We start from the raw sequence: 25,758 nt of genomic DNA, 5'->3' as shown, positions 1-25,758 counted from the left end.
CGACCGTGTCAACCGACGCAACTGACGTCGACCGGCTGCCGCCGGCGCCCGACGTGCCCTTGAGTCTGCGCGAGCGCATTGCCGCGATCCAGGTCGCGCACAGCGGATGCGAGACGTTCCGCGACGCCGGCGGCCCCGTCACCACGGTGCGCATCGCGGCGAAGTGGATGATGCCGCCGATCGTCGTCGTCACCTCGCCGCAGGGTGCCCGCGACGTCCTGACCGCCACCTACCCGGCCGTCGACCGCGACTTCCCGTTCATGACCGAACAGCAGAAGCTCAACGGCGGCTCGCTGCTGAACTTCAGCCACAAGGAATGGGTCGGGCGACGCCGCATGCTGCAACCGGTGTTCACCACCGCGCGCATCGCCGAACTCAATGAGCAGATGTACGACATCGCCACCGACGCCGCGACCTCGTGGCGGGACGGGTCCGAGATCGACCTCGACCGGGAGAGCCGGCGCATCACCATGCGGGTGCTCGGCCGCACCATCATGGGCTTCGAACCCGGTTCGTACACAGACGAATTGGTCGATCCACTGCGCCGGATCAGCAAGTACATCGCCGACCGGGGCCGCGCCCCGGTGAAGCTGCCGAGCTGGGTGCCGACCAGGGAGCGCCGCTTCGCGGTCAGGTTCAACAAGGTCGCACACGATCTCGCCGCCCAGATCCTGCAGGACTGCCGCACCGATCCGCAGCTGAGCGCTCCCCTGGTCCGCGCCATGATGGAGGCCCGCGACCCCGAGACGTCAGAACCGTTGACGGACGAGGAAATCTGCCACGAACTCGTCATCTTCCTGGCCTCGGGACTGGAGACCACCGCGACGACGCTCGCCTACGCGCTGTGGGCGCTGGGCCGTCATCCCGAGATCTTCGACCGGGTGGCGGCCGAGGTCGCCGCGGTCGACGAAGCCGCGCTGCGGACGAATCCGCGCAGCCATCTGCCGTACACCGTCAGCGTCATTCAGGAGGCCCTGCGCCTGGGCGGCCCGACACCCGCGGTGATGCGGATCGCCCGGCAGGACATGGCCGTCGACGGCTTCCGCGTCGAGGCGGGCAGCATGCTCATGGTCGGCGTCTACGCGATGCACCGCGACCCCCAATTATGGGAGCGGCCACTGGAATTCGATCCCGATCGGTTCACCGCGGGGCGCTCCCGGATGCAGTGGCAGTTCCTGCCGTTCGGCGGTGGGCCGCGGTCGTGCATCGGCGAGTTCTTCGCGCTGACCGCCGCGACCCTGGAACTCGCGTCGATCGTCCGGCACTGCCGGCTGACGTCGCGCAGCGCGACGTTCCCGATCACCGCGCCGCTCACCATCGTGCCGGACGGGCCCATCCCCGCCCTGGTCCAGACCGTCAACGCCTAGGAAGACGCCGCCGTGCCACGACGAGCCCCGGTACGCACCGCCGAGCTGAACCTGGAAACCCTGACGCTGCACCAGGACGGCCGCGTCCTGACCGCGCGGTTCGACGACCCGCCCAACCACTTCCTGTCGCTGCGGCTGGTCAAGGACATGGACCGGCTGACCCGCGCTGCGGATCAGGACCCGTCGGTCGGGGCGGTCATCCTGACCGGCACCGGCGACAAGTTCATCTCGCACTCCGAACCCGAACAGGTGCAGCTGTTCTTCCAGATGGCGACGCCGCCGCTGCCGTCGCGCGCGGTGACCTGGTCCATCAAGCTCAACAACGCCGCCATGCGCGTGCCCGCCCTGCTCAGGGCCACCGAGACCCGGGGCGGCGACTGGGGCACCGGCATCGTCTACAGCGCCATCCTCAAGCGCACCATCACCCGGATGAACCGGTCGGGCGTCGTCTACCTCGCGGCCATCAACGGCACGGCCCTCGGCGGTGGGTTCGAACTCGCGCTGTTCTGCGACCTGCGCATCGCCGCCGCCGCCGACCGGGTCCGCATCGGCCTGATCGAGATTCTGGCCGGCCTGGTACCGGGAGGCGGTGGGAGCCAACGGCTTCCGGCAATGCTCGGCATGTCCGCCGCGCTGGAGCACATGCTGGAAGGCCGCCCGCTCACCGCGCGCGAGGCGCTCGAGGCCGGCATCGTGCACCGGCTCGCCCCAGCCGAGGAATTGCTCGACGACGTGCAGGCCTCCGCGCAGCGCCTGTCCCGCCGGTCGCCCTACGCCATCGCGGCCGTCAAACGCGCCGTCTACTTCGGCGGGAACAGGTCGTTGTCCGCGGCACTCGACTTCGAGCTCGCGGGATTCGTCGGGACCGGCCGCAATCCGCGAAAGCACTTGACGGCGGACGCTTTTCAGCAGGATTACGAGACCATCGGCGACAGTCCCTTCGCCGGCCACATCGAGCCCTGGCTATCCGGCACCCGCGTCGAGCAATAGGCTGGACCCATGCCGTCCGTCTTCACCATGATCATCAACCGCGACCTGCCGGGCCGATTCGTCTACGAGGACGACGACGTCGTCGCGTTCCTCACCATCGAGCCCATGACGCAGGGTCACACCCTGGTCGTGCCCCGGGCCGAGGTGGACAACTGGCAGGACGTGGACCCCGAGCTGTGGGGCAAGGTGATGGCCGTGTCGCAGAAGATCGGGCGCGCGGTGTGCAGCGCGTTCGACACCGAGCGGGCCGGCGTCATCATCGCCGGACTCGAGGTGCCGCACCTGCATGTGCACGTGTTCCCGGCCCGCAACCTGTCCGACTTCGGGTTCGCCAACGTCGACCGCAACCCGTCGCCGGAATCACTCGACGAAGCTCAGGCCAAGATCATCGCTGCCCTCGGCACCGTCGGCTGATTCGGCAGGGTCAGCGGCGCCGCCGACCCGCGGCAGCCGGACCGTGAAACGACAGCCCTGCCCCGGCGCGGTCGTCACCGTGACGACGCCGCCGTGCGCCCGCACCAGCGAGTCGACGATCGACAGGCCGAGACCCGTGCCGCCACTGGTCCGGGTACGTGACGAATCGGTCCGATAGAAGCGCTCGAAGATCCGGTGCGCGTCCTCGGCCGACAGACCCGGACCTTGATCGCAGACCTCGAGCACCGCGTCGGCGCCCACCGTCCCGACGCGCACCGTGATCCCGCCGGTCTCGGGAGTGTGCTGCACTGCGTTCATCACCAGATTGCCGAGCACCTGGCGCAGCCGCGCTTCGTCGCCCAGGACTTCCGGTGTCCCGGGCCCGTCCAACAATTCCAGCGACACGGTCCGCCGCGGCGCGATGGACCGCGCGTCGTGCACCGCGTCGGTCGCCAGGATCAGCAGGTCGACGGGCCGCTGCTCGAGCGGCCGCTGCTGGTCCAGCCGCGCGAGCAGCAGCAGGTCCTCGACCAGCAGACCCATGCGCCGGGCCTCGCTCTCGATGCGGCTCATCAGCATTTCGACGTCGCTGGCGGCACCCTGCCGGTACAACTCGGCGAATCCGCGAATAGTGGTCAGCGGCGTCCGCAGCTCGTGGCTGGCGTCGGTGATGAAGCGCCGCATCCGCTCCTCGGACGTGCGCGCGGTTTCCGCCGATTGCTCCGACGAGGCCACCGCGCTCTGGATCTGCGCGAGCATTCCGTTGAGCGCCAACGACAATCGGCCGACCTCGGTGCGTGAGTCGCGCTCGGGAACACGACGGTCGAGCTGGCCCGCCGCGATCTCGGCCGCCGTCCGCTCCACCTCGACGAGGGGCCGCAGGCTGCGGTGCACCGCGACGTACCCGGCGATCCCCAGGATCAGCAGCACCGCAGCGCCGATGCCGACCTGCGACCACGCCAGCGCCCGCACTGTCGACGCCACGTCGGAGAGGTCGATCGCGACCGTCGTCAACTCCCCGGCCGGGCCGCGCACCGTCATGGCGCGCCATTTCACGTCGGAGTGGTGGATCGAGCCCACCGTCGTCGGCACCGGGCCGACGTCATTGCTGTCCGGCAGCGCCGGCTGCGCGTCGTTGTCGTTGACGGCGATCCACACCCGGCCGTCGGGGTCGATGCCGCGGACGTAGAAGTTCGACGGCGGCCGCGCCGGGTTCGGGCCCTCGATCGGGGTGGCCGGGATGCGCCGCGGTTCCTGCGCCCAGCTCCGCGACGCGTCGAGCAGTGTCTCGTCGACGCGGTTGATCAGGCTGTGCTGCATGATCGAGGTGACGGCGACGCCGGAAGCCAGCAGGCCGAGGGCCGCCAGCAGCACGGTCGCAGCGACCAGCCCGACCCGCAGCGGAATGCCGCGTGTACCGCGCCATGTCCCGTCGCTGCGCTCGCCCAGGTGGCGTGTCATCACTCCATTGTTGGTGATGCCCCGCCAAAAATGTCTCAGCGCGGCTCGCGGAGCACGTAACCGACACCCCGCAACGTGTGCAGCAGGCGCTTCTCACCGGTGTCGATCTTGCGGCGCAGGTACGACACATAGGACTCGACGACGTTCACATCGCCACCGAAGTCGTAGCGCCACACGTGGTCGAGGATCTTGGGCTTCGACAGCACCGTGCCCGCGTTGATGATGAAGTAGCGCAGCAGCGTGAACTCCGTCGGCGACAGCGAGACCGGTTCGCCGGCCTTCCACACCTCGTGGGTGTCCTCGTCGAGCTCGATGTCGGCGAACGTCAGCCGGGCGCTGCGCGGCTCTTCGACCCCGCGGCCGGTGCGACGCAGGATCACCCGCAGCCGGGCCACGACCTCTTCCAGGCTGAACGGCTTGGTGACGTAGTCGTCGCCGCCGAGCGTCAGGCCGGCCACCTTGTCCTGCAGGCTGTCGCGGGCGGTGAGGAAGAGCGCGGGCGCGTCGATACCGTCGGCGCGCATCCGGCGCAGCACGCCGAACCCGTCCATACCGGGCATCATCACGTCGAGGATCACCGCATCGGGCTTGACCTCGCGGGCCTTGTCGAGCGCGGCGGGGCCGTTGGAGGCGGAGTGCACCTCGAAGCCTTGGAACTTCAGACTGACCGACAGCAGCTCGACGATATTGGTCTCGTCGTCCACGACGAGAATCCGCGCTTCGGGGGTCGCCTCAGGAACTGCAGCCATGGCCATGCAGCCATGGTCCTCGCAGGCCTTAAATCCTCCCTGCCTGGTGGCTGTGAAGATGCTGTGAGTCGTACAGCCATTTGCCAGACCTCCCGCACCTCGACACATCAGATGTGACCGGCGCCATACACTTGGCCGATGGATCTGGGTAAAGCCCTGTCAGACCTGGCCGCGGCGCCGCTGAAGATCGCCAGCGCCGGTCTGGAGATCGCCAGCGGCACGCTGTCCACCGTGCAACACGCGCTCGGCGACACCAGCGTGGGTTCGCCCGTCATGTCCATGCTCGGCCTCGACGACACGCTGAGCCGGGCCGGCCGCCTCACCCGCCTGGTCGACGACGACGCTCCGCTGGGCCGGGCGCTGGCACCGGGCGGTGTGCTCGACCGGTTGCTCCGCCCGGGTGGCCTGGTCGATCAGATCAGCCAGGACGGCGGCCTCCTCGACCGCCTGACCGCCGAGGGCGGCGCCGTGACACGGGCCCTGGCACCCGGCGGCATCATCGACCAGCTGACCCTCGACGGCGGCCTGCTGGACCAACTGACATCCGACGAAGGGGCGTTGTCCCGCGTGCTCGCACCCGGCGGCTTCGCCGAACAGGTGCTCGCGCCCGACGGTGTCGTCGACCGGGTACTCAGCGAGGACGGCATCGCCGCCCGCCTGATCGCCAAGGACGGACCGGCCGACCGCGTCCTCGCCGACGGTGGTGTGGTCGACCGGCTGCTGAGTTCGGGCGGCATCGTCGACCGGCTGCTCGAACCGGGCGGCCCCGCCGACCGCGTCCTGGCCGACGGCGGCGTCGTCGACCGTGTGCTGTCCACCGACGGCATCCTCGACCGCGTGCTCGCCCCGGGTGGGGTGGCCGACCGCGGGCTCGCCGAGGGCGGCGTCGTGGAACAGATGCTCGCCGATGGCGGCATCGTGGACCGGGTCCTTCGCCCGGAGGGCATCGCGGACCGATTGGTCGGCGAAGGCGGTATCGCCGACCGGCTGTTGGCCGACAACGGCGTCGTCGACCGGGTGCTGCGTGCCGACGGCATCGCCGACCGCCTCCTCGGCGATGGCGGGCCGGTCGACAAGATGCTCTCCGACGGCGGCCTGGTGGACCGCCTGCTGAGCGAGGGCGGCATCGCCGAACGGCTGCTCGACGAGGGCGGCGCCATCGACGTCCTCACCGCACCCGACGGCGCCCTGATGAAGTTGAACGACGTCGTCGACAATCTCAACCAGCTGGCGCCCGTGCTCGCCGGGCTCGCCCCGACCGTCGACAAGCTGTACGACGCGGTGCTCGTCCTCAACGACGCGGTGAATCCGCTGAGCAACATCGCCGGACGCATCCCCCTGAGCCGCCAACGCGGCAAGCGAGCCGCCAAGGCCGCAGCCGCGCGGCAAGTCGTCGACCAGAATGGGCAGGACCCGCCGATATCCGGCCAGTGAAGCTGACGGGTTAGGATTCGGGGCGGTTCGAGGTTTCTCGAACCGCATGCCTCCCTAGCTCAGTGGTAGAGCGCCGTTCTTGTAAAGCGGATGTCGTCGGTTCAATCCCGACGGGAGGCTCCAAAAGGAAGCGACCACTTGTCGGTGGCCCGTCGTAACGTCGGCCCATGAGGTCATGCCTTGGTTGTGGCACTCCGCTTGTGAAGCGCAGCCAGAAGGTCTACTGCGGCAATGCCTGCCAGGCAGTGGCTCGCCGCGACGCCAGCACGAAACTGTGGCTCGAGACCGGTGTCGGGCGTATCGACAGCCACCAAGGCCATTACATCCGGGACTATCTTCTCGGCGTCCAATCCGGCTGCTGCGCGATCTGCGGCGGAGACACGACCTGGCAAGACCTGCCGCTGGCGTTGGTACTGGACCACATCGACGGCGACCCGACGAACAACAGCCGGGAGAACCTGCGGCTGGTCTGCCCGAACTGTGACTCACAGCTGCCGACGTACAAGAGCCGCAACCGTGGCAACGGCCGCCACTTCCGTCGCGAGCGATACGCCAACGGGCAGTCGTACTAGGGAGGACGACGGCGCGACTTCGTGCCCGCCTACTGCCGCGTGAAGCGGCCTACCCAGGCCAGCACGAGGGTGACGATGAGCAGCATCGGAGCGCCGATCTGCACCACCTCCAACTGCCGGGGGCTGACGACCGTCAAGGCCCCCAGGACCACCGCGACGACAACGACCAAAAGGCGCATCGCCAGCAGTGGGCGGCTTTTCAGCGCCGACGCCAAGGTCCGGCGCCCGACGGTGACCACCAGCTTTCCGAGTGCAGCGCCAAGGCCGATGGTCGCCGCCGCGATCCCGAGCCGGGGTCCGACACCCAGGGTGTTGCCCGGGGCCGCCGTGACGAGCAGCAGCCACACCAGGAACAGCACTCCCGCGGTACACCACCGCAGCCACCGGGCCATCGCGAGTGCGATGTTGCTGCGTGCCAGACCGCCGAGGGTGGGGTCGAGCGTGCCGGCGCCGAGGAAGCCCCGCAGCGCGCCCAGTAGCCGTCCCCGCGCCATCCGGTTGACTGCCAAGTTGTGCGTCGCGATGGCGTGATCGGGTTGCAGCCGCAGCGCGGCAGTGTATTCGGCATCCGATTCGGCGGTGCGCGACAGCTTCCGAAAGATGTTTCCGCGCAACACGAAAAGATCGGGATCCGAGGGTTCGAGCCGGATCGCTTCGGTCACCTCGGTGAGCGCGGCATCCAGCCAGCCTTCATCGGAGAGGATGTGGGCATACACCAGGTGGGTGCGATACTCGTTCGGGTCAGCGGATACCGCGCGCCAGGCCATCCATTTCGCCTCGTGCCACCGGCCTTGTCCGCGAAGCGCCAGCGCGTACAACCGAATCGCGTGCTCGTTGTCAGGCGCCGATTTCAGCGCCGCATACAGCCTGCGCTCGGCGCCGATGTAGTCGCCGAGCCCGATGGCGGCCTGGGCATCGAAGATCAGCAGGGCCGGATGGTCCGGCGCCATCGACAGCGCATGGGCCAGCACTTCGCGGGCGCGCTGATGATTGTCGACGTCGAGGTACATCCGCGCCTGCTGCAGCGCGGCATCGACAGCCTCTGCCGTCACCGAATCTTGTTGCGACGCAGGTACTTCGCCAGTTCGTCGTAGGTGCCGTCGCGATTGCCGAATTCGACGACGTTGCGCGCCGTATCGAACCACGGACCGGTCGACGGGCGAACCTGCCGCAGCGCCGCCTCCACATCGGACATCCGCACCGGCCGGACCTGCCCGGTGTGCAGTGAGTCGGCCATCGCCAATTGCGTTGCGGTGTCACAGACGTGCGCCAGATCCGCACCCGAGAAGCCCGACGTGCGAGCCGCCAGTGCGGACAGGTCGATGCCCTCGATCGGACGATCCTGCAGGTGCAACCGCCCGATGCTGGCCCGGGCCGCGGTGTCGGGCAACCCGACGAAGACCATCCGGTCGAACCGGCCCGGCCGGCGCAGCGCCGCATCGACATCCCACGGCGCGTTGGTGGCGCCCAGGATGTACACGCCGTCATTGCTCGCCGAGGCCGAATCCAGTTCCTCGAGAAGGGTATTGACGATGGTCCGGATGCCGGACGTCCCACTCAGGGCGGACCGGCGGTGGCCCAGTGCGTCAACCTCGTCGAAGAACAGCACACACGGCGCGTTCCGCCGCGCGGTGTCGAAGACCGCGCGGATGCTGCGTTCGCTCTCCCCGAACCAGCGGTGCAACACGTCCGCGATGCCGACCTGGTAGAAGTTCGCACCCAGCTCGCCCGACACCGCCTTGGCGATGAACGACTTCCCGCACCCGGGCGGCCCGTAGAGCAGCAGCCCGCCGCGGGCCGACATCTTGAAGGCCTTCATCAGCTCGGGGTTGCGCAGTGGCCCGAGTAGCGAGAGTTCGAGCTGCTTCTTGACGGCGTCCATGCCGCCGACGTCGGCAAGCCGCACCCCACTGCGCGTGACGGCCTCGAAGTCGTCCGCTCCCACCGCCTGCGCCGGTTCGTCGACAAAAGCGGGCTTGACGATGTCGGACACCTGATCTTCGGCCGCATCCCAGTCGAACGACGACTTCGGTTGCGGCACTTCGGGTTCAGCTACGGGTACCGGGGCGGCAAGTGCCGCGGTGCACTGCTGCAACAAGTTCTGCGCCGTGGTGTCGGTCGGGTCGGCGGCCAGTACCGCACCACAGTGCGCCAGTGCCTCGGCGTGCCTGCCCCGATCGGCCAGCAGTGCGGCCAGGTGCAGGCGCAGAGCCAGCGCGTCCGGGCTCTGCTCGACGGCCTGCACCAACTGTGCGATCACCGGATCGTCGGTCATTTCCATCCCCCTCGCCCCCGAGCCGACTTCAATCCTAAGTCGGCAGTACCGGCAGCTGCCCGGTCACCGAGGCCCGGACCAGCCGGCAGCGATCCAGTAGTGCCCACCGATCGCGAGCGCGACGGTGACGGCCAACGCCACCAGCACCGGCCACCAGCGGGCAGCACGACGCCACAGCCGGTCACCCGGCCCAAGGTCCCCCAACGCACGACTCCCTCTGAAAACGTTCCGCAAGGTGTAGTCGGCAGGCACTCGGCCAACCGAACGCCGCCCGGCAGTGATCTGGCACACGGCGGAGAGTGGCCAGTCATGGGACCTACGATTCTGTTGTGACACTGCGCGACCGCGTCGCCGCCGCTCGACGCCGCATCCTCGGTGACCGGCCGTCCACCGCCGATACCGCGGGCCTGCCCGTCATCGCGCCGGCACGACCCATCGACCTGAGCGACGAACGTGCCGTCACCGAGGTCGTCGAACTGGCGATGAACGTGGGCGAGGTGCTGCTGGACTCCGGCACGGCGCCATCGACACCAGTAAGCAGATCGCCTTCGTCGCCGCCACCTACGGGCTGCCGGACTGCGCCGTCGACGTCACCTACAACGCCATCCACGTCTCGGCCCGGCGCGGTCCCGGCCTGCCGCCGACCAACTACATGCGCACGGTGAAATACCGCTCGCTGGACTACACGCGACTCGAACAGGTCGACACGCTGCCGGCAGATCGGCCGCGGACACCTCGGCCTCAAGCCCGCCCGCGCGGCGCTGGACCACATCGTCGCCGCCGACCACCCGTATTCACGCAAGGTCGCGCTGTCCGGCTGGGCACTGATGGCGGCCGCGGTGACGCTGATGCTGGGCGGCAGCCCGACACTCGCCGTCGTCTCGTTCATCACCACCGCCGCGATCTACGGCACCAACGTCGCACTCGGCAAGCTCGGCCTGCCCTACTTCTTCCAGCAGGTCATGGGCGGTTTCATGGCAACGGTCCCGGCAGCGTTCATCTACAAGCTGGCCATCGAACACAGCGCCGTCGTCGCGCCGTACCGCATCATCGTCTCCGGCATCATCGTGCTCATGGCCGGGCTGTCGCTCGTAGGTTCGGTGCAGGACGCCATCACCGGTGCGCCCGTCACGGCGGCCGGCCGGTTCATCGAGGTGATGGTCTACACCGCCGGACTGGTCGGTGGCGTGGGCATCGCGCTGCGACTCACCGCCACCCTCGGCGCCGGCCTGCCGCCGATGCAGCAGGAGGTGCTCCCCTACGCGCCGCTGCCGATCATGGTGCTCACCGGCGGTCTCGCGTCGGGTGCCGTCGGCGCGGGACTGGTCGGGTCCATCTTGAACGCGGGGCTGGGTCCGATCGTGGCCTCCGCGGTCGCCGCCACCGTTGTCGGTCTGGCCGGTGGCCTGCTGGCCCGGCGCGCCGTCGTCCCGCCGATCATCGTCGCCGTCGCCGGCATCACGCCATTGGTGCCCGGTCTCGCGGTCTACCGCGGACTGTCCCAGATCATGGCCGGCCAGACCCTGGCGGCCATCTCCAACCTCTTCACCGCCGTCATGGTGGGCTGCACGCTGGCGGCCGGGGTGACCCTCGGCGAATGGGTGGCGCGCACCATGCGCCGCCCGCGTCTTCCCCGCCGACTGCTCGGCTCGCGCGTAGCGTAAGGCGCCATGTCCGAGACCGGAATCTGGATTGCCTGGGGATTGCCGACCCCGGGACGCGAACTGCAGGCCCTCGCGGCGCTGCGCGATGCCCGCGGCTACCTGCAGGCACTCGCCGACGACGGCCGGATCGACAGTTTCGACGTCACGGTGCTGCGCCCGCAGACGACGGAACTGGGCGGCTTCATCCACGTCAAGGGCACCCGTGTCCAGATCGACATGCTGCGCCGCGCTGGGGATTTCGAGCGCTGGGCCACCGGCATCCAGCTGATCGCGGACCGCGTGGCCTTCGTGGACAGTTGGGTCGATCGCGGCATCGATCACGCCATCGAGTTGTACGAGGACGCGCTGCGGGAAGCCGGCCTGCTGCGCTGACGGTATCGAGACGGAAACAACCCGTCGAAACTCTCCCGCGGTGCGAGCCGATGTTGTTCCATAGGTTAATTAGCTGGAACTGCAGGGAGACACGATGAGCGCCGCACGCTACGTCGGCCGGGTCGGAAGGCTCGCCGTCGCACTCGGCATCGGCACCGCGATCGCATCCGGCCAGGGCGCCGCGTGGGCCGACCAGACCGAAACCGGAGCGGCCGCCGGCCCACCCGCGGCGTCCGCGACAGGCGAAAGCGCCGGTGCGTCCGGCACTTCGGGAACCCCCGCCAAAACGCGTCGCGACAAGCCCCGGCCCAAGAAGGGCGACGACAAGACCGAAACGCCGGCCGCGGGCTCCGCCGACGACAGCTCGTCCGACCCCAAGACCGAGACCCCGTCCGACCCCAAGACCGACAAGCCGGCCAAAGCGCCCGGCAAGGGTCGTGATCGCGCGAACCAGCAGAAGAACAACAACGCCAACGACGCCGCACCGGCCGCCGCGGTCCCGAAAACCCCGAAACGCCCACGGCTGACGCCGGACAAGCCCGCCGGCACCAAGGCGCTCGCCAACCAGCAGCAGACCGCCGCACCCAAACCGGCCGGCGTGGCGGCCGTCGCACCGACGGTCATGAAGGTCACCACCAGCGCGGTCACGGCGGCGCCGAGCTCGGTGTCCGCGACGACGAACCTGCTGACTCCGAACGTCACCGCCCCCACGGCCAAGCCACTGAACCCGGTGGCCGCCGTGATGAAAGCCGTTTCCGGCGCGCTGAATTGGGCCTTCAACCCGATGGGCAGCCCCGCCCAGCCGACGCTGGCGTGGACGGTGCTGGCCTTTGCCCGCAAGGAGATCGACAACCTTCTGACGGCCATCAAGCCGCAGAACGTCGTCAGCGCACTCACCACCACCGGCCAGGTGCTGAGCAACCCCATGGCCGCACTCACCACGATCATGAACCCCCGGCCGGCCTGGCCCACGCCGGGTCTACAGCTCAGTCCGTCAACGAGTTTCGTCGACTGGGTGACGGGCAACTTCGCCCCCAACGACACCTACACGCGGTTCGGCGTCTGGGGTACCGACGTCGGCACCGCGTGGGACAACGGAATCGCCGACGATCCCAGCACCCCGATCAACGAGCACCAGGTGCTGATGGCGTTCGGCGACACCTTCAGCGGCCCCAACATGACCGGAAACTGGCTGAACAACATCCTGTTCCGCTCGTCGGATGCCAATCTCGCCGACGGCATCTCGATACCCGCCGGTCAGTGGTTCAACGGCAACATGTTCGGCGGTACACCGCTGTCGTCGCCGACGACGGCGCGCCAGATCATCCTGCCCGCCAAACTCCCCGCGGGCCTGCCGTCGGGAGTGACGCTGATCCCGACGTCGGGCATCTCGGTGCCGACACCGGGCACCCAGTACGGCGCCACCCAGTACCTGAGCTTCATGTCGGTCAAGCAGTGGGGCGCCCCGGGCCAGTGGACGACGAACTATTCGGCGATGGCGTACTCGACCGACAACGGCGAGAACTGGACCATCGCACCGCAGAGCGTCCGCCAGAACTGGGGCGGCAACGCCAATTTCCAGCAGGCGGCCCTGGTTCGTCCCGGCGATGGCTACGTCTACTCGTACGGCACCCCGAACGGGCGCGGCGGCGCCGCGTACATCTCGCGGGTGGCCGAGGCCGACATCCTCGACGCGTCGAAGTACGAGTACTACAACAAGGGCAGTGCGGGTGGCTGGTTCGGCATCGGTGCGATCAAGCAGGGCTGGTACAAGGATCCGGCGAAGGCCGGCGTGGTGTTCGGCAGGGACACCGGGGCGTGCGGGATCGGCAAGCCCGGCAACCAGGTCAGCGAGATGTCGGTGCAGTACAACCCGACTTTGGGCAAGTACGTGACGCTCTACGGCGACCAGTTCAACAACATCGTGCTGCGCACCGCCGACAGGCCCGAAGGCACGTGGTCCGCCGCCACCGTGCTGATGCCGCAACAGAACGGCGGCATCTACGCGCCCATGATGCAGCCGTGGTCGCCGTCGACCCTGGGCACCGGTACCGATCTGTACTGGAACCTGTCATTGTGGAGCGAGTACAACGTCATGCTGATGAAGACCGACCTCACGAAGCTGTAGCCATGATCCGCACCACCGTCGTGCTGGCCGCAGTCGCCCTGGCGACCGCGATGGCGCCGCTGTGCGCTGCCGATCCCGTTGCGCCCCAACAGGATCAGCCATGTCCGCCGACAGCCGACGAAGCCACCACCATGCCGACGACGCCGGCGCCCACAGCGGGGGCCAACACCCCGCTGCAGTGCCACCAAGGGCGTTGGCAGGCCGTCGCACTACCTGCCGACCCCAGTGACCGCTGGTGGAGCACGGGCCCCGTCATCGCCCTGCGCGGGCAGGGCATGCGTAATCCAAACCTCATGTCCGGCAAGTGGAGTGGCACGCCGCTCGCACCCGGGAACCGTTGCCACGTCGATCAGCGCGCGGTGATCAGCGCCGGCGTGGTCAGCGCGCCGACGGCCATCGATGGCGCACCCGACCAGACCCTGCACTTCGACGTCGCGCCCACGGCGTCCTCGGTCGAGTTCTCCGGCTACTGCCTCTGGACGCGGCTCGGCTGAGTTGTCAGCGCCGACCGTTCCGGTAGGCAGTGGGGGTCGTGCCGAACCACCGCTTGCACGACCGCGTGAGCACGCTCTGCTCGGCATAGCCGAGATTCCGGCAGAGCTGGTCGAGGGTCAGCTCGGTATCGAGCAATAGCCGCTGCGCCGTATCCCGGCGGGTCTGGTCGACCAGGTCGCCGAACGTCGCGCCCTCGGCCGAGAGCCGCCGCTGCAGCGTCTTCGGATGCAGCCCGACATGGCGGGCGATGTCCTGCAGTCCCACGGCCCCACCGGGTAGCAGCTGACGAACCAAGGTGCGAACCAATTGGGTTGTGGCAGGCTCGGATTCGCCGATGGTGCTGATGAGGTAGTCCAAGGCCGTCTGATGCGCGATCCGGTCGGTGCGCAACGGCCGCTCCAGGTCGGCGGCGCGCAGCGTGAACCCGGCGACCGGTTCACCGAACGACGGCGCGCAGCCGAAGTAGGACTGGTACTCGTCGGCCGGGGTGCGTGCCGAGTGCGGCAGGTGCACCGAGAGCGGGCGGTAGTCCGGCCCGAGGAACAGTCGTAACACCTGCAGCGTGACACCGAGTGAGAGCTCGATGGCCTGCGCCTGCGGCGGCGCCGGGTCCAGGAGGTACTCGAATTCGAAGCGGCGCAGGTCCGTACCCACGGGGACGGTGATGCGGGCGCTGATCGCGGGACTGTAGGCGGCCATGAACTTGTCGAAGATGACGAACGCGTCGGCGACCGTTTCAGCATTGCGCGCCGCCAGCCCGACGGGGCCGAGGATGTCGATGTTCTGGCGCAACGCAAGTCGGCGTCCGAAATCGGGCGTGCGCAGGGCCACTGCCGCGAACTCGAGCGCCTGGGTACCGCTGGGCAGCGAGATGAAGCGATCGTGACGGCCGATGTCGCCGCTCGCGATGTTCGCCGCGGCAAGAAGCGCATCACTGTCGCCGCCCAGTTCAGCAACCAACTCGTGGAAGCTCGTGAGCGCCGTGCCGCGGATGACCGACATGTCCCTAACTGTCAAAAATTTGTCGCGAAATGTCAAGACACAAACCGGTACGGTGCAGCACAGTCGAGCTTCACGATGGGCCGGCGCAGCGTCGCGCCGGCCCATCGACGACTGCATCGCCCGCACGTCGCACATTCAGCAAAGCGCGACCGTTTCATCTCCAACAATCCGAGGAACACCATGACCCCCCGCATCACCGCGCTGGTATCCGTCCCACTGATGGGCGCCGCCCTGGCCGTGGCGCCGCTGGCGGTGGCCCCCACCGCCGCCGCCGACGTCTGCGCCAGCGCGGGTGGCCGTCACTTCTCCGCCGGCGGCTGCACCAACATCGCGGGCGACGTCGCCGTGGGCACCGCCATCGCGGCGGCCCACGTCCCGTATGTCGCCGGTGAAGTTCCCTGCTACACAAACGAAGGCGTGCCGTATTACACGCCGCCCGGCGCCCCCTGCTGAATCCCCGCCGTCGTCGCGGACGGCGCTGTCCCGAACTGTCAAGAATCAGTCTCTAGGTGTCAAGACTTCGGGCAGCGCCGTCCTGCACAGTGGATGTGCGGACCGAACCCGGCCCGCGACAAACCATGGGCCCCACCCGGATTGGAGCTACGGCCGTCATGTCAGCAGCCGATGTCCTGCCGTGGTGCGGCACGTTGTCCATCGCCGTCGCCGCACTGGTGATCCTGGCCGGACCGGCAGGACGCCGCGCCTACCGCGCCGAGGGCGAGACCGCATCACGCCGCTGCCCGCTGCAGCAGCTCATGCGATCGAGCCCAACCGACGCCATGTATGTCGACCGCTTCCTTGACGTGAACACCGAGCCCTGGGTGCTGACTCTCCCCGACGCCGCCGACCGCAGCTATCTGTTCCAGGTGCTCTCCGGCCGGGCCGATGTCTTCGACGACGCCGACGAGCACGTCGCCTGGACGACGCCGCAGACGTATGCCATCACCGGCCCGAGCTGGAACGGCGAACTGCCCACCGGTGTCACCGAACATCGTTCACTCGCGCCGATCATCTGGCTGCTGGGCCGTGTCGAGTGCACGAACACGGCGGAGGACCGCGCCGCGGCGCAAGAGCTGCTGGACCGGATTTCGCTGGTTCCGTTGAGTGCCTACGTAACTCAGTTCGTGCCCGACTAGGGCGCCATCTCGTAACGACCAGCCAGGTCCCGCACCGTACCGACCATGCGCTCCAGGCGTGCCGGGTCGCCCACGGGTTCCGCGATCAGATCCAGCGCGAGTTTCTTCTGCGCCGCGGTCGCGGTCGGTTTGCAGTGCAGCGTGGTGGCGTGCCGGGAGAAGTCGGTGACGAGCACTTCGAACAGCTGGTCCAGCATGTCGTCGCGGGTGCCCTCGATGGCGGCCTGCTCGAGGATCAGCTGCGCATAGGGCAACAGGGTGAACAGCTCACCGATCGCGAACAGGAAGTCGACGTCGTCCTGCTGCGCGGCGGTCGGCGTGGCCGCCGCGAGCAGCGTCTGGAAACCGTTGGCCTGCTTGAGGAAGACCGCGACGTTCGGTAGATGAGCGAACTCCTGAAGGATGCCGCGCCAGTCTGCGAAGCCGACCCGGCCCAGGCCGCGGCTGGGACCTTGCGCGAACAGGAAGTCATCGTTTGTGAAGTCTCTGCGACGACGCACGTGCGGCAACTCTTCGGTGCGCAATGCCTTCGGAGCCTTGGGAATCCGCGCGATCCGTGGCACCAGGGCCGAACCCGCGGCCCGCAGACTGCCCGCCACGGCCCGGGTAGCCGCGTTGGGCGCGTATTCGACGGGCAGCTGCTGCAGTGCAAGAAGTCCGGCGTCGGCGGGACGGAACATGAAGTTCTGCATGAACTTCAGCGACAGTGCCATGTTGACGTGGACGGTGCCCTCGAGGCGGGGCAGGCCGACCGAACCGAGCAGCGCCATCGGGAAGAACATGTCGTTCTCGAAACCGCGGGCGGCGATGGTGTCCGACAACAGCGTCACGATCTTCTCGCCCTCGCGGGTGACGGTCATCTTCTCGATGGCGTTGAACAGCAGATAGCGACGATCGGATGCGGACGCCGACCGCATGTAGTCGATGGCCCGCTCGCTGTAGAGCTTCATCCCGGCCAGCCGGACATACGCCTCGGTGAGCATGCGGCGGATCTGCGGGAACTCGGTGACGTGCTGCCCGAACAGGATTCGGTTCTCTGCGTGCGTGATCGCTTCGTACATCGCGTGTTCACAGGTGCCGATCGCGCCGAATCCCAGGTTGAACTTGCCGATGTTGACGGTGTTGATCGCGGCATGGAATGCGCCCTTGCCGGCGTGCAGGATGTCGTCGGCGGCGACCGGGTAGTCCTCGAGATCGAATGCGGCGACGTACATCTGGCCGTTGACGACGTTCTTGCGCAGCTTGTAGTCGTCGTGCCGGCTGTCGGCCGCGAAGAAGAGATACCCCTCGAAATCCTCGTCGGGCTTACCGCCGTCCAGCGCTGTCGAGCTGTCCAGGATCGGCTTGTCGGCACGGCGGCCGAACACCGACACCATCCGCGCCAGGTTGCCGTTCCCGATGTAGTACTTGCCGCCGTTCGCGCGGTAGCCGTCGTCGACCGGAGTCAACACCATGTCCGTGGAGTACACGTCCGCGCCGTGCTCCTTCTCCGACAGTCCGAACGCGAAGATCTCACCGGCCTCGAGAAGCGCGGCAGCGCGCCTACGGGCCGCGGTGTTGGACGACTGCCAGATGGGGCCGAGCCCCAGGATCGTGACCTGCCAGACGTACCAGTACTGCATGCCGTAGAAGCCCAGGATCTCGCTGAACATCGCGTTGCGTGCGGTGTCCCAGCGCTTGTCGGGGTCACCGTCCGCCTCCGATGCCGGCGTCAGGAACGTCGCGAAAACCTTTTCCTTCTTGAGGAATTCGATGAACTCCGCGTACCAGACGCGATCGCGGTCCTGCTGCGTCAGCCAGGCCTTGCCGTGGCTCTCGAAGAACTCGATGGTCGCGATGAAGATCTGCTGGGTCCGCTCGTCGAAGTCGGCGAAGTCCGGCTTGTGCGGGTTGAGCATGGTCATGCCGAGTAATCCTACAAGGATGAAGAAACATTATTCAAACAAGAATAATTCTGCTACATTCGGTTCATGGCCAACGACGCCGCAACGAAGACCCGGGAACGGGCAGCCCATCTGGGCCCGGAGCGCCGGCGGCCGCAGATTCTCGACGCCGCGCTCCAGATCGCCGCGGAATCCGGCACCGCGGCCGTGACCATCGGGGCGGTCGCCGGCCACCTCGGCGTCACCCGGCCGGTCATCTACTCCTGCTTCAAGGACCGGGTGGAACTCCTTGCCGCGCTGCTGGATCGAGAGGGCGACTCGCTTCGCGAGACCCTGCTGGCCGCTCTCCACACCGGCCGCGGCGACGATCCGGAGGCCGCATTCATCGACGGGTACCGCGCGCTGCTGCATGCCGTCGAGGACCAACCGAACACCTGGCGTTTCGTCTACCTGGCGCACGCCGATCCGGCGGTCGCCGACATGGTCGCCGAGACCCGCCGCGCGCTCGCGAGAAGTTCTTCGCGCTGGATCGCGCCGGCGTTGACGACGTGGTGGCAGACCACCGACCTCAATCGCAAGATGCCGATTCTGACCGAACTGTTCGTGTCCTCCAGCGAGGCCGCGGTCCGGTCCCTACTCGACCCCGAAAATGACTGGGACGCTGACAGTCTCGGTGAGTTTTACGGACGACTGATGTGCCGCGCATTCGCCGCGGCCTGACAACCAAGGAGCCAATCGTGACCCAGCCAGTGCAGCCCCTTGCCGACTACGGATACTTCGGGCCCGGCACCGTCACCTGGAAGGTGTGGGGACACACCACCACTCCTGTGACCGGCCTGCAGCGCGCCGTCGTGGTGGAAGAACTCGACCCGTCGCTGATCGCCGCGGTCGATGCCACCGGCGCCAACTACGACCGGCCCCGCACCCGCTACGACCGCACCGTGCGCTATTTCGCGACCGTCGCGTTCGGCGACAGCGAGTCGGTCATCAAGGCCGCCGACGTGCTGGTCAAGGTTCACTCCAAGGCGATCGGGACCGAGCCCGTCAGCGGCAACAAGTACGACGCGAACAACCCGCACTCCCAGCTGTGGATCCTGCTGACCGGATGGCATTCGGTGCTGACCGCCTACGAGATGTACGGCGGCGGCAAGCTCACGCCGGAGGAAGAGAACCAGTACTGGGAAGAGTGCGCCATCGCGGCGGAGTTCCAGACCTGCGACCCGGCCGACGTGCCGCGCACCAGCGCCGGCGTCCGCGCGTACTTCGACGAGATGCGCCCGCACCTGGCGGTCAGCGAAGCCGCCCGCGCCATGATGGACCATCTCCTCAACGCCAAAGTCGTGCTGCCGCCGGCGCCGCTGCCGCTGAAGCCCGTCGTCGAGCTCATCAACCTCGTCCCGCGCGCGGGCACCATCGCCACCATGCCCCGCTGGATGCGCAAGCTCAGCGGTTTCGACCAGCCCCGCGCAGTCGACGTCGCCGTGCGCCCGGTACTCAAGCTGGCCTACGGCATCGTCGATCGGAGCCCCCGACTGAAACTCGCTGTCGCGCAACTGATCGCACCGTCGGTCACCCCGGTGGCCGCGCCGTACATCCTCGGCATCCCACCGGTCTCCGGCGAGGTGCTCACCCCGCAGGAGGCACGTAGCCGCTACGGGTACGCGAAACCCGCTGATGCGCACCATGATCTGCGCGCCAAGCAACAGCAGCGGGTCTTCGGTGAGGGCCAGGCGCCCAGCGACGAAGGGCTGATCGAGTCGCAGGCGTACCTCGGGAGCCTGGCCTAGCCGGGCAGCAGTTCGTCGACCAGGTCCCGCACGCGGTCTGCGATGGCATCGCGGATGGGCCGCACGGCCTCGATGGGTTGCCCCGCCGGGTCATCGAGTTTCCAGTCCCGGTAGGAGACCCCCGGAAAGTACGGGCAGGTGTCGCCGCACCCCATGGTGATCACCACGTCACTGGTTTGCACGGTGTCGGCGGTGAGCACCTTCGGGGCTTCTGCGGTGATGTCGATGCCGAGTTCCGCCATGGCCGCGACTGCGACGGGGTTGATCGCATCAGCGGGTGCCGTTCCCGCAGAACGAACTTCGATCTGCCCGTCGGACAGCTGAGCCAACAGCGCGGCCGCCATCTGCGACCGGCCGGCGTTGTGGACGCAGACGAACAGGACGCTGGGTTTGGCACTCATGCGGCAATGCTCCTCAACCTCGGTCGCAATGCGAGTGACAGGTAAACCAGCGCGACCAGAACCGGCACTTCGACCAGCGGCCCGACGACGCCGGCCAGGGCCTGCCCGGAGGTCGCACCCCACGTCGCGATGGCCACAGCGATGGCCAGTTCGAAATTGTTGCCCGCCGCGGTGAAAGCCAGTGTCGTGGTGCGTTCGTAGCCGAGGCCGAGAGCCGCACCCAGCGCATAACCGCCACCCCACATGACGGCGAAGTACGCCAGCAGCGGCAACGCGATGCGGGCGACGTCCCACGGGCGCGTCGTGATCTGATGGCCCTGCAGCGCAAAGAGAATCACGATGGTGAACAGCAGGCCGTACAGTGCCCACGGCCCGATCCGGGGCAGGAACGTCGACTCGTACCAGGCCCGGCCCTTGGCCTTTTCGCCGAGCCGGCGCGACAGGTAGCCGGCAGCCAGCGGGATGCCGAGGAAGATCAGCACCGACTTCGCGATCTGCCACGGGGACGTCGCAATCGAGGTCTGCGGCAGATGCAGCCAGCCCGGCAGCACCGAGAGGTAGAACCAGCCGAGCACCGCGAACATCAGCACCTGGAACACCGAATTGAGCGCCACCAGAACAGCTGCAGCCTCCCGGTCGCCGCACGCCAGGTCATTCCAGATGATCACCATGGCGATGCAGCGAGCCAGGCCGACGACGATAAGCCCGGTCCGATACTCGGGCAGGTCCGCGAGGAACAGCCAGGCCAGCGCGAACATCAGCGCCGGCCCGAGCACCCAGTTCAGCATCAGTGACGACAGCAGCAGCTTACGGTCGGACGTGACGGTCTCGAGTCGGTCGTACCGGACCTTGGCCAGCACCGGGTACATCATGACCAGCAGGCCCAGCGCGATCGGCAACGAAATGCCATCCACCTGAACCTTTTCCAGCACGACGTCCAGTCCGGGGACCCAGCGGCCGAGCAAGAGCCCGGCCGCCATCGCCAACCCGATCCAGACCGGCAGATACCGGTCGAGCGTCGAGAGTCGAGCTGTCGCCTGAGCGGCGTCAGCGCTCTGCGTCATGCCTGCGCCCCGCAGCACACCGCATCATCCGATCCGCTCGGCGCAGCGCCGAAGGTTTCACTGTCGGCCAGCACGGTGTAGACCTCCCAGCGTTCCCCGCCGGGGGCGGTCGCCCACACCTTGTCCTGCGTGGCGAAGCAGCAGGTGGTGCCGATCTCCTCTTCGGTGAACATTCCTGCCTCGGCCAGGCGGGCGATCTCGGTGTGCACGGCGTCGCTTGATTCGACCTCCACACCCAGATGGTTGATCGACCCGCCGTGTCCCGGGTTCTCGAGCAGCACCAGTTTGAGCGGCGGATTCGCGATCGCGAAGTTCGCGTAGCCGGGCTTCACCTTGGCCGGCTCGGCGCCAAAGAGGTTGCGGTAGAAGGCGATCGACTCGTCGAGGTTGTCGACGTTCAGAGCGAGCTGGACACGAGACATGGCAGACCTCCTGAGGTATGTGACGTATATCGAAATCCGTAGCACAGTTCTACCGCACCTTTTCGATATATGTCAACAAGCTGAGGTAGCATCGGTGGCATGCCCAAGGCACTGCCCGTGATCGACATGTCGGAACCGTTGTGTTGCGCCCCGGTGGCCGCGAGCCCGACCGACGACGCCGCCGCACTCGACCTCGCCATGCGGCTCAAGGCACTCGCCGACCCCGCGCGCGTGAAACTGATGTCGCTGCTGTTCACCTGTGGCGAGCCCTGCACCACCGGCTCCCTTGCGGCCGTGGTGGGCCTGGCCGAATCGACGGTCAGTCACCACCTCGGCCAACTGCGGGCCGCCGGGTTCGTCATCTCCGAACGTCAGGGCATGAACGTGCACCACACCCCGCGACGCGACGCGCTCGCCGCGCTATGCCGGGTGCTCGACCCGAATTGCTGCTGACCGCCGATCAGCTCGGCAGCGGCAGGCCCAGAGAGGTGGCGAGGACGCCCGCCACGGCGGCCAGCAGCAACGTGATCACGACGTTTACCCGGCTGAACACCGCAACCACCGCCACCGCCAGGACGACGTACTGCCAGGTCTGGCTGATCGACATGGCCAGCGGCACGGCCGAACCCAGAATCGCGCCGATGGCGGCCGGACCCGCGCCGTCCAGGAAGGCGCGCACATAGCTGTTGCTGCGAATCCTGTCGAAGTGCTTGGCGCCCAACAGGATGAACAGGAACGACGGGCTGAACGCCACCACCGAGGCCAGCACCCCGCCGAGCAATCCGGCGGCGGCATAGCCGACGACAGCGACGGTCTGCACCACCGGTCCCGGCGTGATCTGGCCCAGCGCAACGGCATTGAGGAACTGCGCCCCGGTCATCCAGTGGTAGTGGTCGACGGCGTCGGCCTGCATGAGCGGAATGATGACGAAGCCGCCGCCATACGACAGCGCACCGACCTTCAGCGCCACCCAGCACAGCGAACCCAACGTGCCCAGCGTCAGGGACTGGAACGCCATGACCGGCATGCTGCGCGCACCGGACCGGGGCAGCGTCGTCGTCCGCGCCAATTCGATTGCGCCACAGGCCAACAGCACCACAACCAGCCACGGTCCCAGCAACGCGGCGGCGATCGCACCGGCCGCGAGGTACACCGGCCACCAGACCGAACTGGTGCGCCGCTGCCAACTGGCGGGGATCAATGCGGCGCCCGCGTGCACGGCCACGGCAGCCACTGCCGCGCCCGCGCCGGCACCTGCCGCCAGCACCCACCGCGGCGGCGAACCGGCCAGGAACAACGCCGCCAGCCCGAGGATGACGATGAGCCCGGGAATGATGAAGGCGGCGCCGCCGACCAGCGCACCCAGCCTGCCGCGGACGCGCCAGGCGCAGTAGATCGACAGCTGCGTCGACGCCGGCCCCGGCAACAGGTTGCAGGTGGCGATCGCGTCTTCGAACTCGGTGGCACCGATCCAGCGGCGCCGCTCCACGCACAGGCTGCGTAACAACCTGATGTGCGTGGGCGGGCCACCGAAACCGATACAGCCGATGATGCCCCACTCCCGCAGGACGGTGCCCAATGGCACTCGGGGCGGTGAATCCTCTGCGGGCGTGGTCACGACCAATCATCCTGGCAGGTCACGCCGCAGCGCGCACCTTACGGGCAGGCGACGTCCATCTCGAAGCTCTTGTTCACCTGCTGCGGCGATCGCGGATTGCTCAGGTCGCTGCCGCTGGCGGTGCCCTTGATCGCGTACGACTTGCCCCGCACGGCGGCTACGGCATTGTCGGCCTCGCCGGGCTCGGAGCTCGTGAATCCCAGCGCGACACCGTCGACGGTGCCGAGCCCGACGGTACGAACCTGTGGCGGATCGCTCGTCGTCACCACGGCACCCACGCCGCTGGACACGTCGCCGATCCCGATCGTGACGTTGTCACCCGCCTGGTGGCAGGTCACTCCGCCGCTCACGGCACGTTGTTGTCCGTCGACGATGACCTGCGGCGCGCGCATGCCCACATTTGGCGAGCCGGCCCCCGATTGGGAGTTCTGCGTGGAACAACCGGCCAGCCCCAGGGCGACCACACCGATCACGACACTCTTGCGTACCAACGTTTCTCCTCCTTCACGTCCGGGATGTCTGGCGGTACAACGCCAGGGTTCCCCGGAGTGGAGGAGATCAATCGTCGGCGGCGGCGAGCTACGGGCAGACGGTGACGATTCCGGCAGGGCCGGTCACGCAAGGCAGGTTGACGTACACCTCTGGGCCATCCCAGCCGCCCCCGCGCCAGCCCGGGGCACCCCAGCCACGGCCCGGGTGACCATCCCAGTCGTCATGGCCGTGGCCGTGGCCGCGGTCCAGCGGGATGATGGCCGGGTCAGTCACCGGCGCAGCTGCGGAAATACCCGCACCGAAACCCAAAAACGCAGCTCCCAGGCTTGCTGCAAGTGCTGTAGTCGACGCAATCTTCTTCATCGTGGCCATAGCCATCCTCCGAAATAAGCAAAAAATCAAAATGCAATATGCGATCTAAGTATATGACGCTGACGTTGCTGAAGAAATTCCTGGGTTCGTCGGCAAGCGACTCCGCCCCGGATCGGCGGGCCTCGCGTAGCCTGTCAGCAAATCGATCTTGCATGGGAGATCCGGATGAAACGCACTCGCACCGCAGCTCTCCTCGCGGCGGCCTCGTCGGCAGTCGCCATCGTGATGGCCGTTCCCGCCCACGCCGACGACGTCGACCCCATGTTCCTGCAAGCGGTGCACGACAAGGGCATCCTGATGCCGAACAGCACCGCCATCAAGCTCGCGCACGGCACCTGTAGCGCGATGCGCAGCGGGGGCGTCAACTCGGCGCTGAGCTACCTGAAGAAGAACGCCGGCAACCTGTCCAACGACGACGCCGTCAAGTTCGGCGGGCTGGCCATCTACGCGTACTGCCGCGAGCTGACGCCGAAGGGACAGTAGGTCAGGGCCCCTCGGCCGCTGCCTCTGTCTCTGTCTCGGCGGTCAGGGCGTGCGCCGCTTCCATCAGCATCCAGCCGGCCACCTGCACCGACAGGTCGCGTTCCGCGATATCGGATGAATTCACCGCGCCGTCAACCGATTTCGCCGTCTCGCCGGTGTCCTTCGGCAGCTCGGCCGCGCGGTCCCAGAAGGCGCCGAACAGCGGGATGCCGTTGACGGACTGCCGGTAGTCCCACGCAGACTGCGCGGACTTCAGCACCAACTCGCGGGCCGTCGTCCTGGCGGTGTCGTCGTCCTCGGTGTCCCCGGGCAAGGTGGTGGCGACCAGCGTCAGGTACCGGGCCAGGATGGCGCCGAACAGGCCACCGTCGCCGCCGCCGGCACCCCTGATGACGCCGTCGTCGAGCATGTGGTCCTTGACGGCGGCCACCAGGCGATGCACCCGCTCGGCGTGCCGCGGATCGCCGGTGCGCACCGCCAGCTCCACTTCCAGGCCCAGCACCACGCCCTGGCAGTAGGTGTACTGGGCGCGCACCATCGAGCCGCCCTTGATGCCGTCGAACACCAGGTGCGTATCGGGGTCGATCAGCGTGCCGTCGATCCAGTCGGCCATCTGCTGCGCCCGCCGCAGGCGGTCGTGGCGGGCCAGGAAGATGCCGGCCGGGCCGTTCGCCGGGGCGTTGAAGAACTGGTCCTGCTTGCGCCACGGGATGCCGCCGCCGTCCTCGGGCACCCAGGCATTGAGGAACTGGTCGGCAAACGTCTTGAGCGCCTTGGGCCGGCCCACGCCGACCAGCCGGCCGGAACGCTCCAGCGCGAGTGCCAGCCAGGCCATGTCGTCGTAGTAGTTGTTGGTCCAGGATCCGTTGTTGCGCAGTCGATGTCCACGGATCTGCCGACTGATGCGGGCGACGCGGTACTCCTGCGGGTCGCGCAACTGCGCGTCGACCATGCAGTCCAGCAGGTGCGCCTGCCACCAGTAGTCCCAGCTCTTGAAAAGCCGGTCGGCACGCGTCGACGGCCAGGCCACGACGCCCAGCTGGGTTCCGGGTATCCCCCAGAGCCGCCGGATATGCCGGTTGAACACAGCCGTTTCGGCGCTGGCCGCACGGTTGGCCCAGACTGCATCCCCGTCGCTGCGCTCCACCGGACGCTGATCCATGCGTTCTATCCTGCC

Annotated in this window: 28 protein-coding genes, 1 tRNA gene and 2 pseudogenes; 18 read left to right on the top strand and 13 right to left on the bottom strand. The window is 67.9% G+C overall.

The window, feature by feature from the left end:
• Nucleotides 1-5 precede the first annotated feature (5 nt).
• From ACJEIK_RS02335 to ACJEIK_RS02325, 3 genes are read left to right on the top strand one after another with little or no spacing between them, the layout of a single operon-like run.
• Nucleotides 6-1,367, top strand: coding sequence for a cytochrome P450 (locus ACJEIK_RS02335; RefSeq protein WP_409430971.1), 1,362 nt, complete (start codon nucleotides 6-8; stop codon nucleotides 1,365-1,367).
• Between the two features lie 12 nt (nucleotides 1,368-1,379).
• On the top strand, nucleotides 1,380-2,357 hold the full coding sequence (locus tag ACJEIK_RS02330) for an enoyl-CoA hydratase/isomerase family protein (protein WP_409430970.1): 978 nt from the start codon (nucleotides 1,380-1,382) through the stop codon (nucleotides 2,355-2,357).
• Between the two features lie 9 nt (nucleotides 2,358-2,366).
• The gene (locus tag ACJEIK_RS02325; protein ID WP_409430969.1) at nucleotides 2,367-2,771 is read left to right on the top strand and encodes an HIT family protein; all 405 of its coding nucleotides are present in this window, start codon (nucleotides 2,367-2,369) and stop codon (nucleotides 2,769-2,771) included.
• Here ACJEIK_RS02325 and ACJEIK_RS02320 read toward each other — a convergent pair.
• The gene (locus tag ACJEIK_RS02320) at nucleotides 2,718-4,232 is read right to left on the bottom strand and encodes a sensor histidine kinase (protein ID WP_409430968.1); all 1,515 of its coding nucleotides are present in this window, start codon (nucleotides 4,230-4,232) and stop codon (nucleotides 2,718-2,720) included. The genes ACJEIK_RS02325 and ACJEIK_RS02320 overlap by 54 nt on opposite strands.
• A gap of 35 nt (nucleotides 4,233-4,267) precedes the next feature.
• Nucleotides 4,268-4,987: a response regulator transcription factor gene (locus tag ACJEIK_RS02315; RefSeq protein WP_020098732.1), complete on the bottom strand. Its 720-nt coding sequence runs from the start codon at nucleotides 4,985-4,987 to the stop codon at nucleotides 4,268-4,270.
• Between the two features lie 132 nt (nucleotides 4,988-5,119).
• On the opposite strand from ACJEIK_RS02315, the gene ACJEIK_RS02310 reads away from it, so the two are divergent.
• From ACJEIK_RS02310 to ACJEIK_RS02300, 3 genes are all read left to right on the top strand, one after another.
• Entirely contained in the window at nucleotides 5,120-6,415 is a 1,296-nt protein-coding gene (locus ACJEIK_RS02310; RefSeq protein WP_409430967.1) for a hypothetical protein, read from the top strand.
• 48 nt (nucleotides 6,416-6,463) lie between these two features.
• A tRNA-Thr gene (locus tag ACJEIK_RS02305) sits at nucleotides 6,464-6,538 on the top strand.
• A gap of 44 nt (nucleotides 6,539-6,582) precedes the next feature.
• Nucleotides 6,583-6,987 carry an HNH endonuclease gene (locus ACJEIK_RS02300; protein ID WP_409430966.1) on the top strand — a complete coding sequence of 135 codons (405 nt, stop codon included), beginning with the start codon at nucleotides 6,583-6,585 and terminating at the stop codon, nucleotides 6,985-6,987.
• A 29-nt stretch (nucleotides 6,988-7,016) separates the two neighbouring features.
• Here the strand turns inward: ACJEIK_RS02300 and ACJEIK_RS02295 are convergent, their stop codons facing one another.
• The 3 genes from ACJEIK_RS02295 to ACJEIK_RS02285 all read right to left on the bottom strand — a co-directional run bounded on the left by ACJEIK_RS02295 (nucleotide 7,017) and on the right by ACJEIK_RS02285 (nucleotide 9,466).
• On the bottom strand, nucleotides 7,017-8,039 hold the full coding sequence (locus tag ACJEIK_RS02295; protein WP_212808176.1) for a tetratricopeptide repeat protein: 1,023 nt from the start codon (nucleotides 8,037-8,039) through the stop codon (nucleotides 7,017-7,019).
• Nucleotides 8,036-9,262 carry an ATP-binding protein gene (locus ACJEIK_RS02290; protein ID WP_135357199.1) on the bottom strand — a complete coding sequence of 409 codons (1,227 nt, stop codon included), beginning with the start codon at nucleotides 9,260-9,262 and terminating at the stop codon, nucleotides 8,036-8,038. Before ACJEIK_RS02290 ends, ACJEIK_RS02295 begins: the two co-directional genes overlap by 4 nt.
• Nucleotides 9,263-9,325: 63 nt before the next feature.
• Nucleotides 9,326-9,466, bottom strand: a complete 141-nt coding sequence (locus tag ACJEIK_RS02285; RefSeq protein ID WP_162563299.1) for a hypothetical protein — start codon at nucleotides 9,464-9,466, stop codon at nucleotides 9,326-9,328.
• Nucleotides 9,467-9,591: 125 nt separating this feature from the next.
• Here ACJEIK_RS02285 and ACJEIK_RS02280 point away from each other — a divergent pair, with 125 nt between their 5' ends.
• From ACJEIK_RS02280 to ACJEIK_RS02255, 6 genes and pseudogenes are all read left to right on the top strand, one after another.
• Nucleotides 9,592-9,927: a hypothetical protein gene (locus tag ACJEIK_RS02280; RefSeq protein WP_244602336.1), complete on the top strand. Its 336-nt coding sequence runs from the start codon at nucleotides 9,592-9,594 to the stop codon at nucleotides 9,925-9,927.
• Nucleotides 9,831-10,410: pseudogene (locus ACJEIK_RS02275) on the top strand (threonine/serine exporter family protein); the annotation flags it as partial. The gene ACJEIK_RS02280 and the pseudogene ACJEIK_RS02275, both read left to right, overlap by 97 nt.
• A 9-nt stretch (nucleotides 10,411-10,419) precedes the next feature.
• A complete protein-coding gene (locus ACJEIK_RS02270; RefSeq protein WP_409431789.1) occupies nucleotides 10,420-10,926 on the top strand; it encodes a threonine/serine exporter family protein in 507 nt (168 codons plus the stop codon).
• Between the two features lie 6 nt (nucleotides 10,927-10,932).
• Complete coding sequence (locus ACJEIK_RS02265) at nucleotides 10,933-11,298, top strand: hypothetical protein (RefSeq protein ID WP_135357200.1); 366 nt, start codon at nucleotides 10,933-10,935, stop codon at nucleotides 11,296-11,298.
• A gap of 94 nt (nucleotides 11,299-11,392) precedes the next feature.
• Nucleotides 11,393-13,426, top strand: a complete 2,034-nt coding sequence (locus tag ACJEIK_RS02260; RefSeq protein ID WP_135357201.1) for a DUF4185 domain-containing protein — start codon at nucleotides 11,393-11,395, stop codon at nucleotides 13,424-13,426.
• 2 nt (nucleotides 13,427-13,428) lie between these two features.
• Nucleotides 13,429-13,920 (top strand): hypothetical protein, encoded by a 492-nt coding sequence (locus tag ACJEIK_RS02255; RefSeq protein WP_409430965.1) that lies wholly within the window; start codon nucleotides 13,429-13,431, stop codon nucleotides 13,918-13,920.
• A 4-nt stretch (nucleotides 13,921-13,924) separates the two neighbouring features.
• Here the strand turns inward: ACJEIK_RS02255 and ACJEIK_RS02250 are convergent, their stop codons facing one another.
• Nucleotides 13,925-14,923 (bottom strand): AraC family transcriptional regulator, encoded by a 999-nt coding sequence (locus ACJEIK_RS02250; protein ID WP_064857545.1) that lies wholly within the window; start codon nucleotides 14,921-14,923, stop codon nucleotides 13,925-13,927.
• A gap of 180 nt (nucleotides 14,924-15,103) precedes the next feature.
• Between ACJEIK_RS02250 and ACJEIK_RS02245 the strand changes: the two genes are divergently transcribed.
• Together ACJEIK_RS02245 and ACJEIK_RS02240 are read left to right on the top strand one after the other, a co-directional pair.
• Complete coding sequence (locus ACJEIK_RS02245; RefSeq protein ID WP_409430964.1) at nucleotides 15,104-15,376, top strand: hypothetical protein; 273 nt, start codon at nucleotides 15,104-15,106, stop codon at nucleotides 15,374-15,376.
• A gap of 158 nt (nucleotides 15,377-15,534) precedes the next feature.
• Nucleotides 15,535-16,059, top strand: coding sequence for a DUF1254 domain-containing protein (locus ACJEIK_RS02240; RefSeq protein WP_346414867.1), 525 nt, complete (start codon nucleotides 15,535-15,537; stop codon nucleotides 16,057-16,059).
• On the opposite strand, the gene ACJEIK_RS02235 is transcribed toward ACJEIK_RS02240, so the two are convergent.
• Nucleotides 16,056-17,963: an acyl-CoA dehydrogenase gene (locus ACJEIK_RS02235; protein ID WP_133427986.1), complete on the bottom strand. Its 1,908-nt coding sequence runs from the start codon at nucleotides 17,961-17,963 to the stop codon at nucleotides 16,056-16,058. The genes ACJEIK_RS02240 and ACJEIK_RS02235 overlap by 4 nt on opposite strands.
• A gap of 66 nt (nucleotides 17,964-18,029) precedes the next feature.
• Here ACJEIK_RS02235 and ACJEIK_RS02230 point away from each other — a divergent pair, with 66 nt between their 5' ends.
• Together ACJEIK_RS02230 and ACJEIK_RS02225 are read left to right on the top strand one after the other, a co-directional pair.
• Nucleotides 18,030-18,662, top strand: coding sequence for a TetR/AcrR family transcriptional regulator (locus ACJEIK_RS02230; protein WP_060999488.1), 633 nt, complete (start codon nucleotides 18,030-18,032; stop codon nucleotides 18,660-18,662).
• A 17-nt stretch (nucleotides 18,663-18,679) separates the two neighbouring features.
• The gene (locus ACJEIK_RS02225) at nucleotides 18,680-19,729 is read left to right on the top strand and encodes an oxygenase MpaB family protein (protein ID WP_409430963.1); all 1,050 of its coding nucleotides are present in this window, start codon (nucleotides 18,680-18,682) and stop codon (nucleotides 19,727-19,729) included.
• On the opposite strand, the pseudogene arsB reads toward ACJEIK_RS02225, so the two are convergent.
• Nucleotides 19,726-21,194 (bottom strand): annotated as a pseudogene (arsB, locus tag ACJEIK_RS02220) (ACR3 family arsenite efflux transporter). The gene ACJEIK_RS02225 and the pseudogene arsB sit on opposite strands and share 4 nt — an antisense overlap.
• The gene (locus ACJEIK_RS02215) at nucleotides 21,191-21,616 is read right to left on the bottom strand and encodes an ArsI/CadI family heavy metal resistance metalloenzyme (RefSeq protein ID WP_133427984.1); all 426 of its coding nucleotides are present in this window, start codon (nucleotides 21,614-21,616) and stop codon (nucleotides 21,191-21,193) included. The pseudogene arsB and the gene ACJEIK_RS02215 overlap by 4 nt, the downstream one beginning before the upstream one ends.
• Before the next feature lie 99 nt (nucleotides 21,617-21,715).
• Here ACJEIK_RS02215 and ACJEIK_RS02210 point away from each other — a divergent pair, with 99 nt between their 5' ends.
• The gene (locus tag ACJEIK_RS02210) at nucleotides 21,716-22,069 is read left to right on the top strand and encodes an Rv2640c family ArsR-like transcriptional regulator (RefSeq protein WP_060999484.1); all 354 of its coding nucleotides are present in this window, start codon (nucleotides 21,716-21,718) and stop codon (nucleotides 22,067-22,069) included.
• Between the two features lie 7 nt (nucleotides 22,070-22,076).
• Here ACJEIK_RS02210 and chrA read toward each other — a convergent pair whose 3' ends face one another.
• The 3 genes from chrA to ACJEIK_RS02195 all read right to left on the bottom strand — a co-directional run bounded on the left by chrA (nucleotide 22,077) and on the right by ACJEIK_RS02195 (nucleotide 23,999).
• The gene (gene chrA / locus ACJEIK_RS02205) at nucleotides 22,077-23,234 is read right to left on the bottom strand and encodes a chromate efflux transporter (protein ID WP_234880507.1); all 1,158 of its coding nucleotides are present in this window, start codon (nucleotides 23,232-23,234) and stop codon (nucleotides 22,077-22,079) included.
• A 38-nt stretch (nucleotides 23,235-23,272) separates the two neighbouring features.
• Nucleotides 23,273-23,725, bottom strand: coding sequence for a lipoprotein LpqH (locus ACJEIK_RS02200; protein ID WP_234880506.1), 453 nt, complete (start codon nucleotides 23,723-23,725; stop codon nucleotides 23,273-23,275).
• 88 nt (nucleotides 23,726-23,813) lie between these two features.
• Nucleotides 23,814-23,999, bottom strand: a complete 186-nt coding sequence (locus tag ACJEIK_RS02195; protein WP_409430962.1) for a hypothetical protein — start codon at nucleotides 23,997-23,999, stop codon at nucleotides 23,814-23,816.
• 264 nt (nucleotides 24,000-24,263) lie between these two features.
• Between ACJEIK_RS02195 and ACJEIK_RS02190 the strand changes: the two genes are divergently transcribed.
• Complete coding sequence (locus ACJEIK_RS02190) at nucleotides 24,264-24,581, top strand: DUF732 domain-containing protein (RefSeq protein WP_060999477.1); 318 nt, start codon at nucleotides 24,264-24,266, stop codon at nucleotides 24,579-24,581.
• Between the two features lies 1 nt (nucleotide 24,582).
• On the opposite strand, the gene ACJEIK_RS02185 is transcribed toward ACJEIK_RS02190, so the two are convergent.
• The gene (locus ACJEIK_RS02185; RefSeq protein WP_409430961.1) at nucleotides 24,583-25,743 is read right to left on the bottom strand and encodes a glycoside hydrolase family 76 protein; all 1,161 of its coding nucleotides are present in this window, start codon (nucleotides 25,741-25,743) and stop codon (nucleotides 24,583-24,585) included.
• Nucleotides 25,744-25,758 lie beyond the last annotated feature (15 nt).

This window comes from Mycobacterium sp. SMC-16 (genome assembly GCF_046250085.1).
Classification (GTDB): Bacteria; Actinomycetota; Actinomycetes; order Mycobacteriales; family Mycobacteriaceae; genus Mycobacterium; species Mycobacterium phocaicum.
This window is presented reverse-complemented; position numbering and strand designations above follow the sequence as displayed.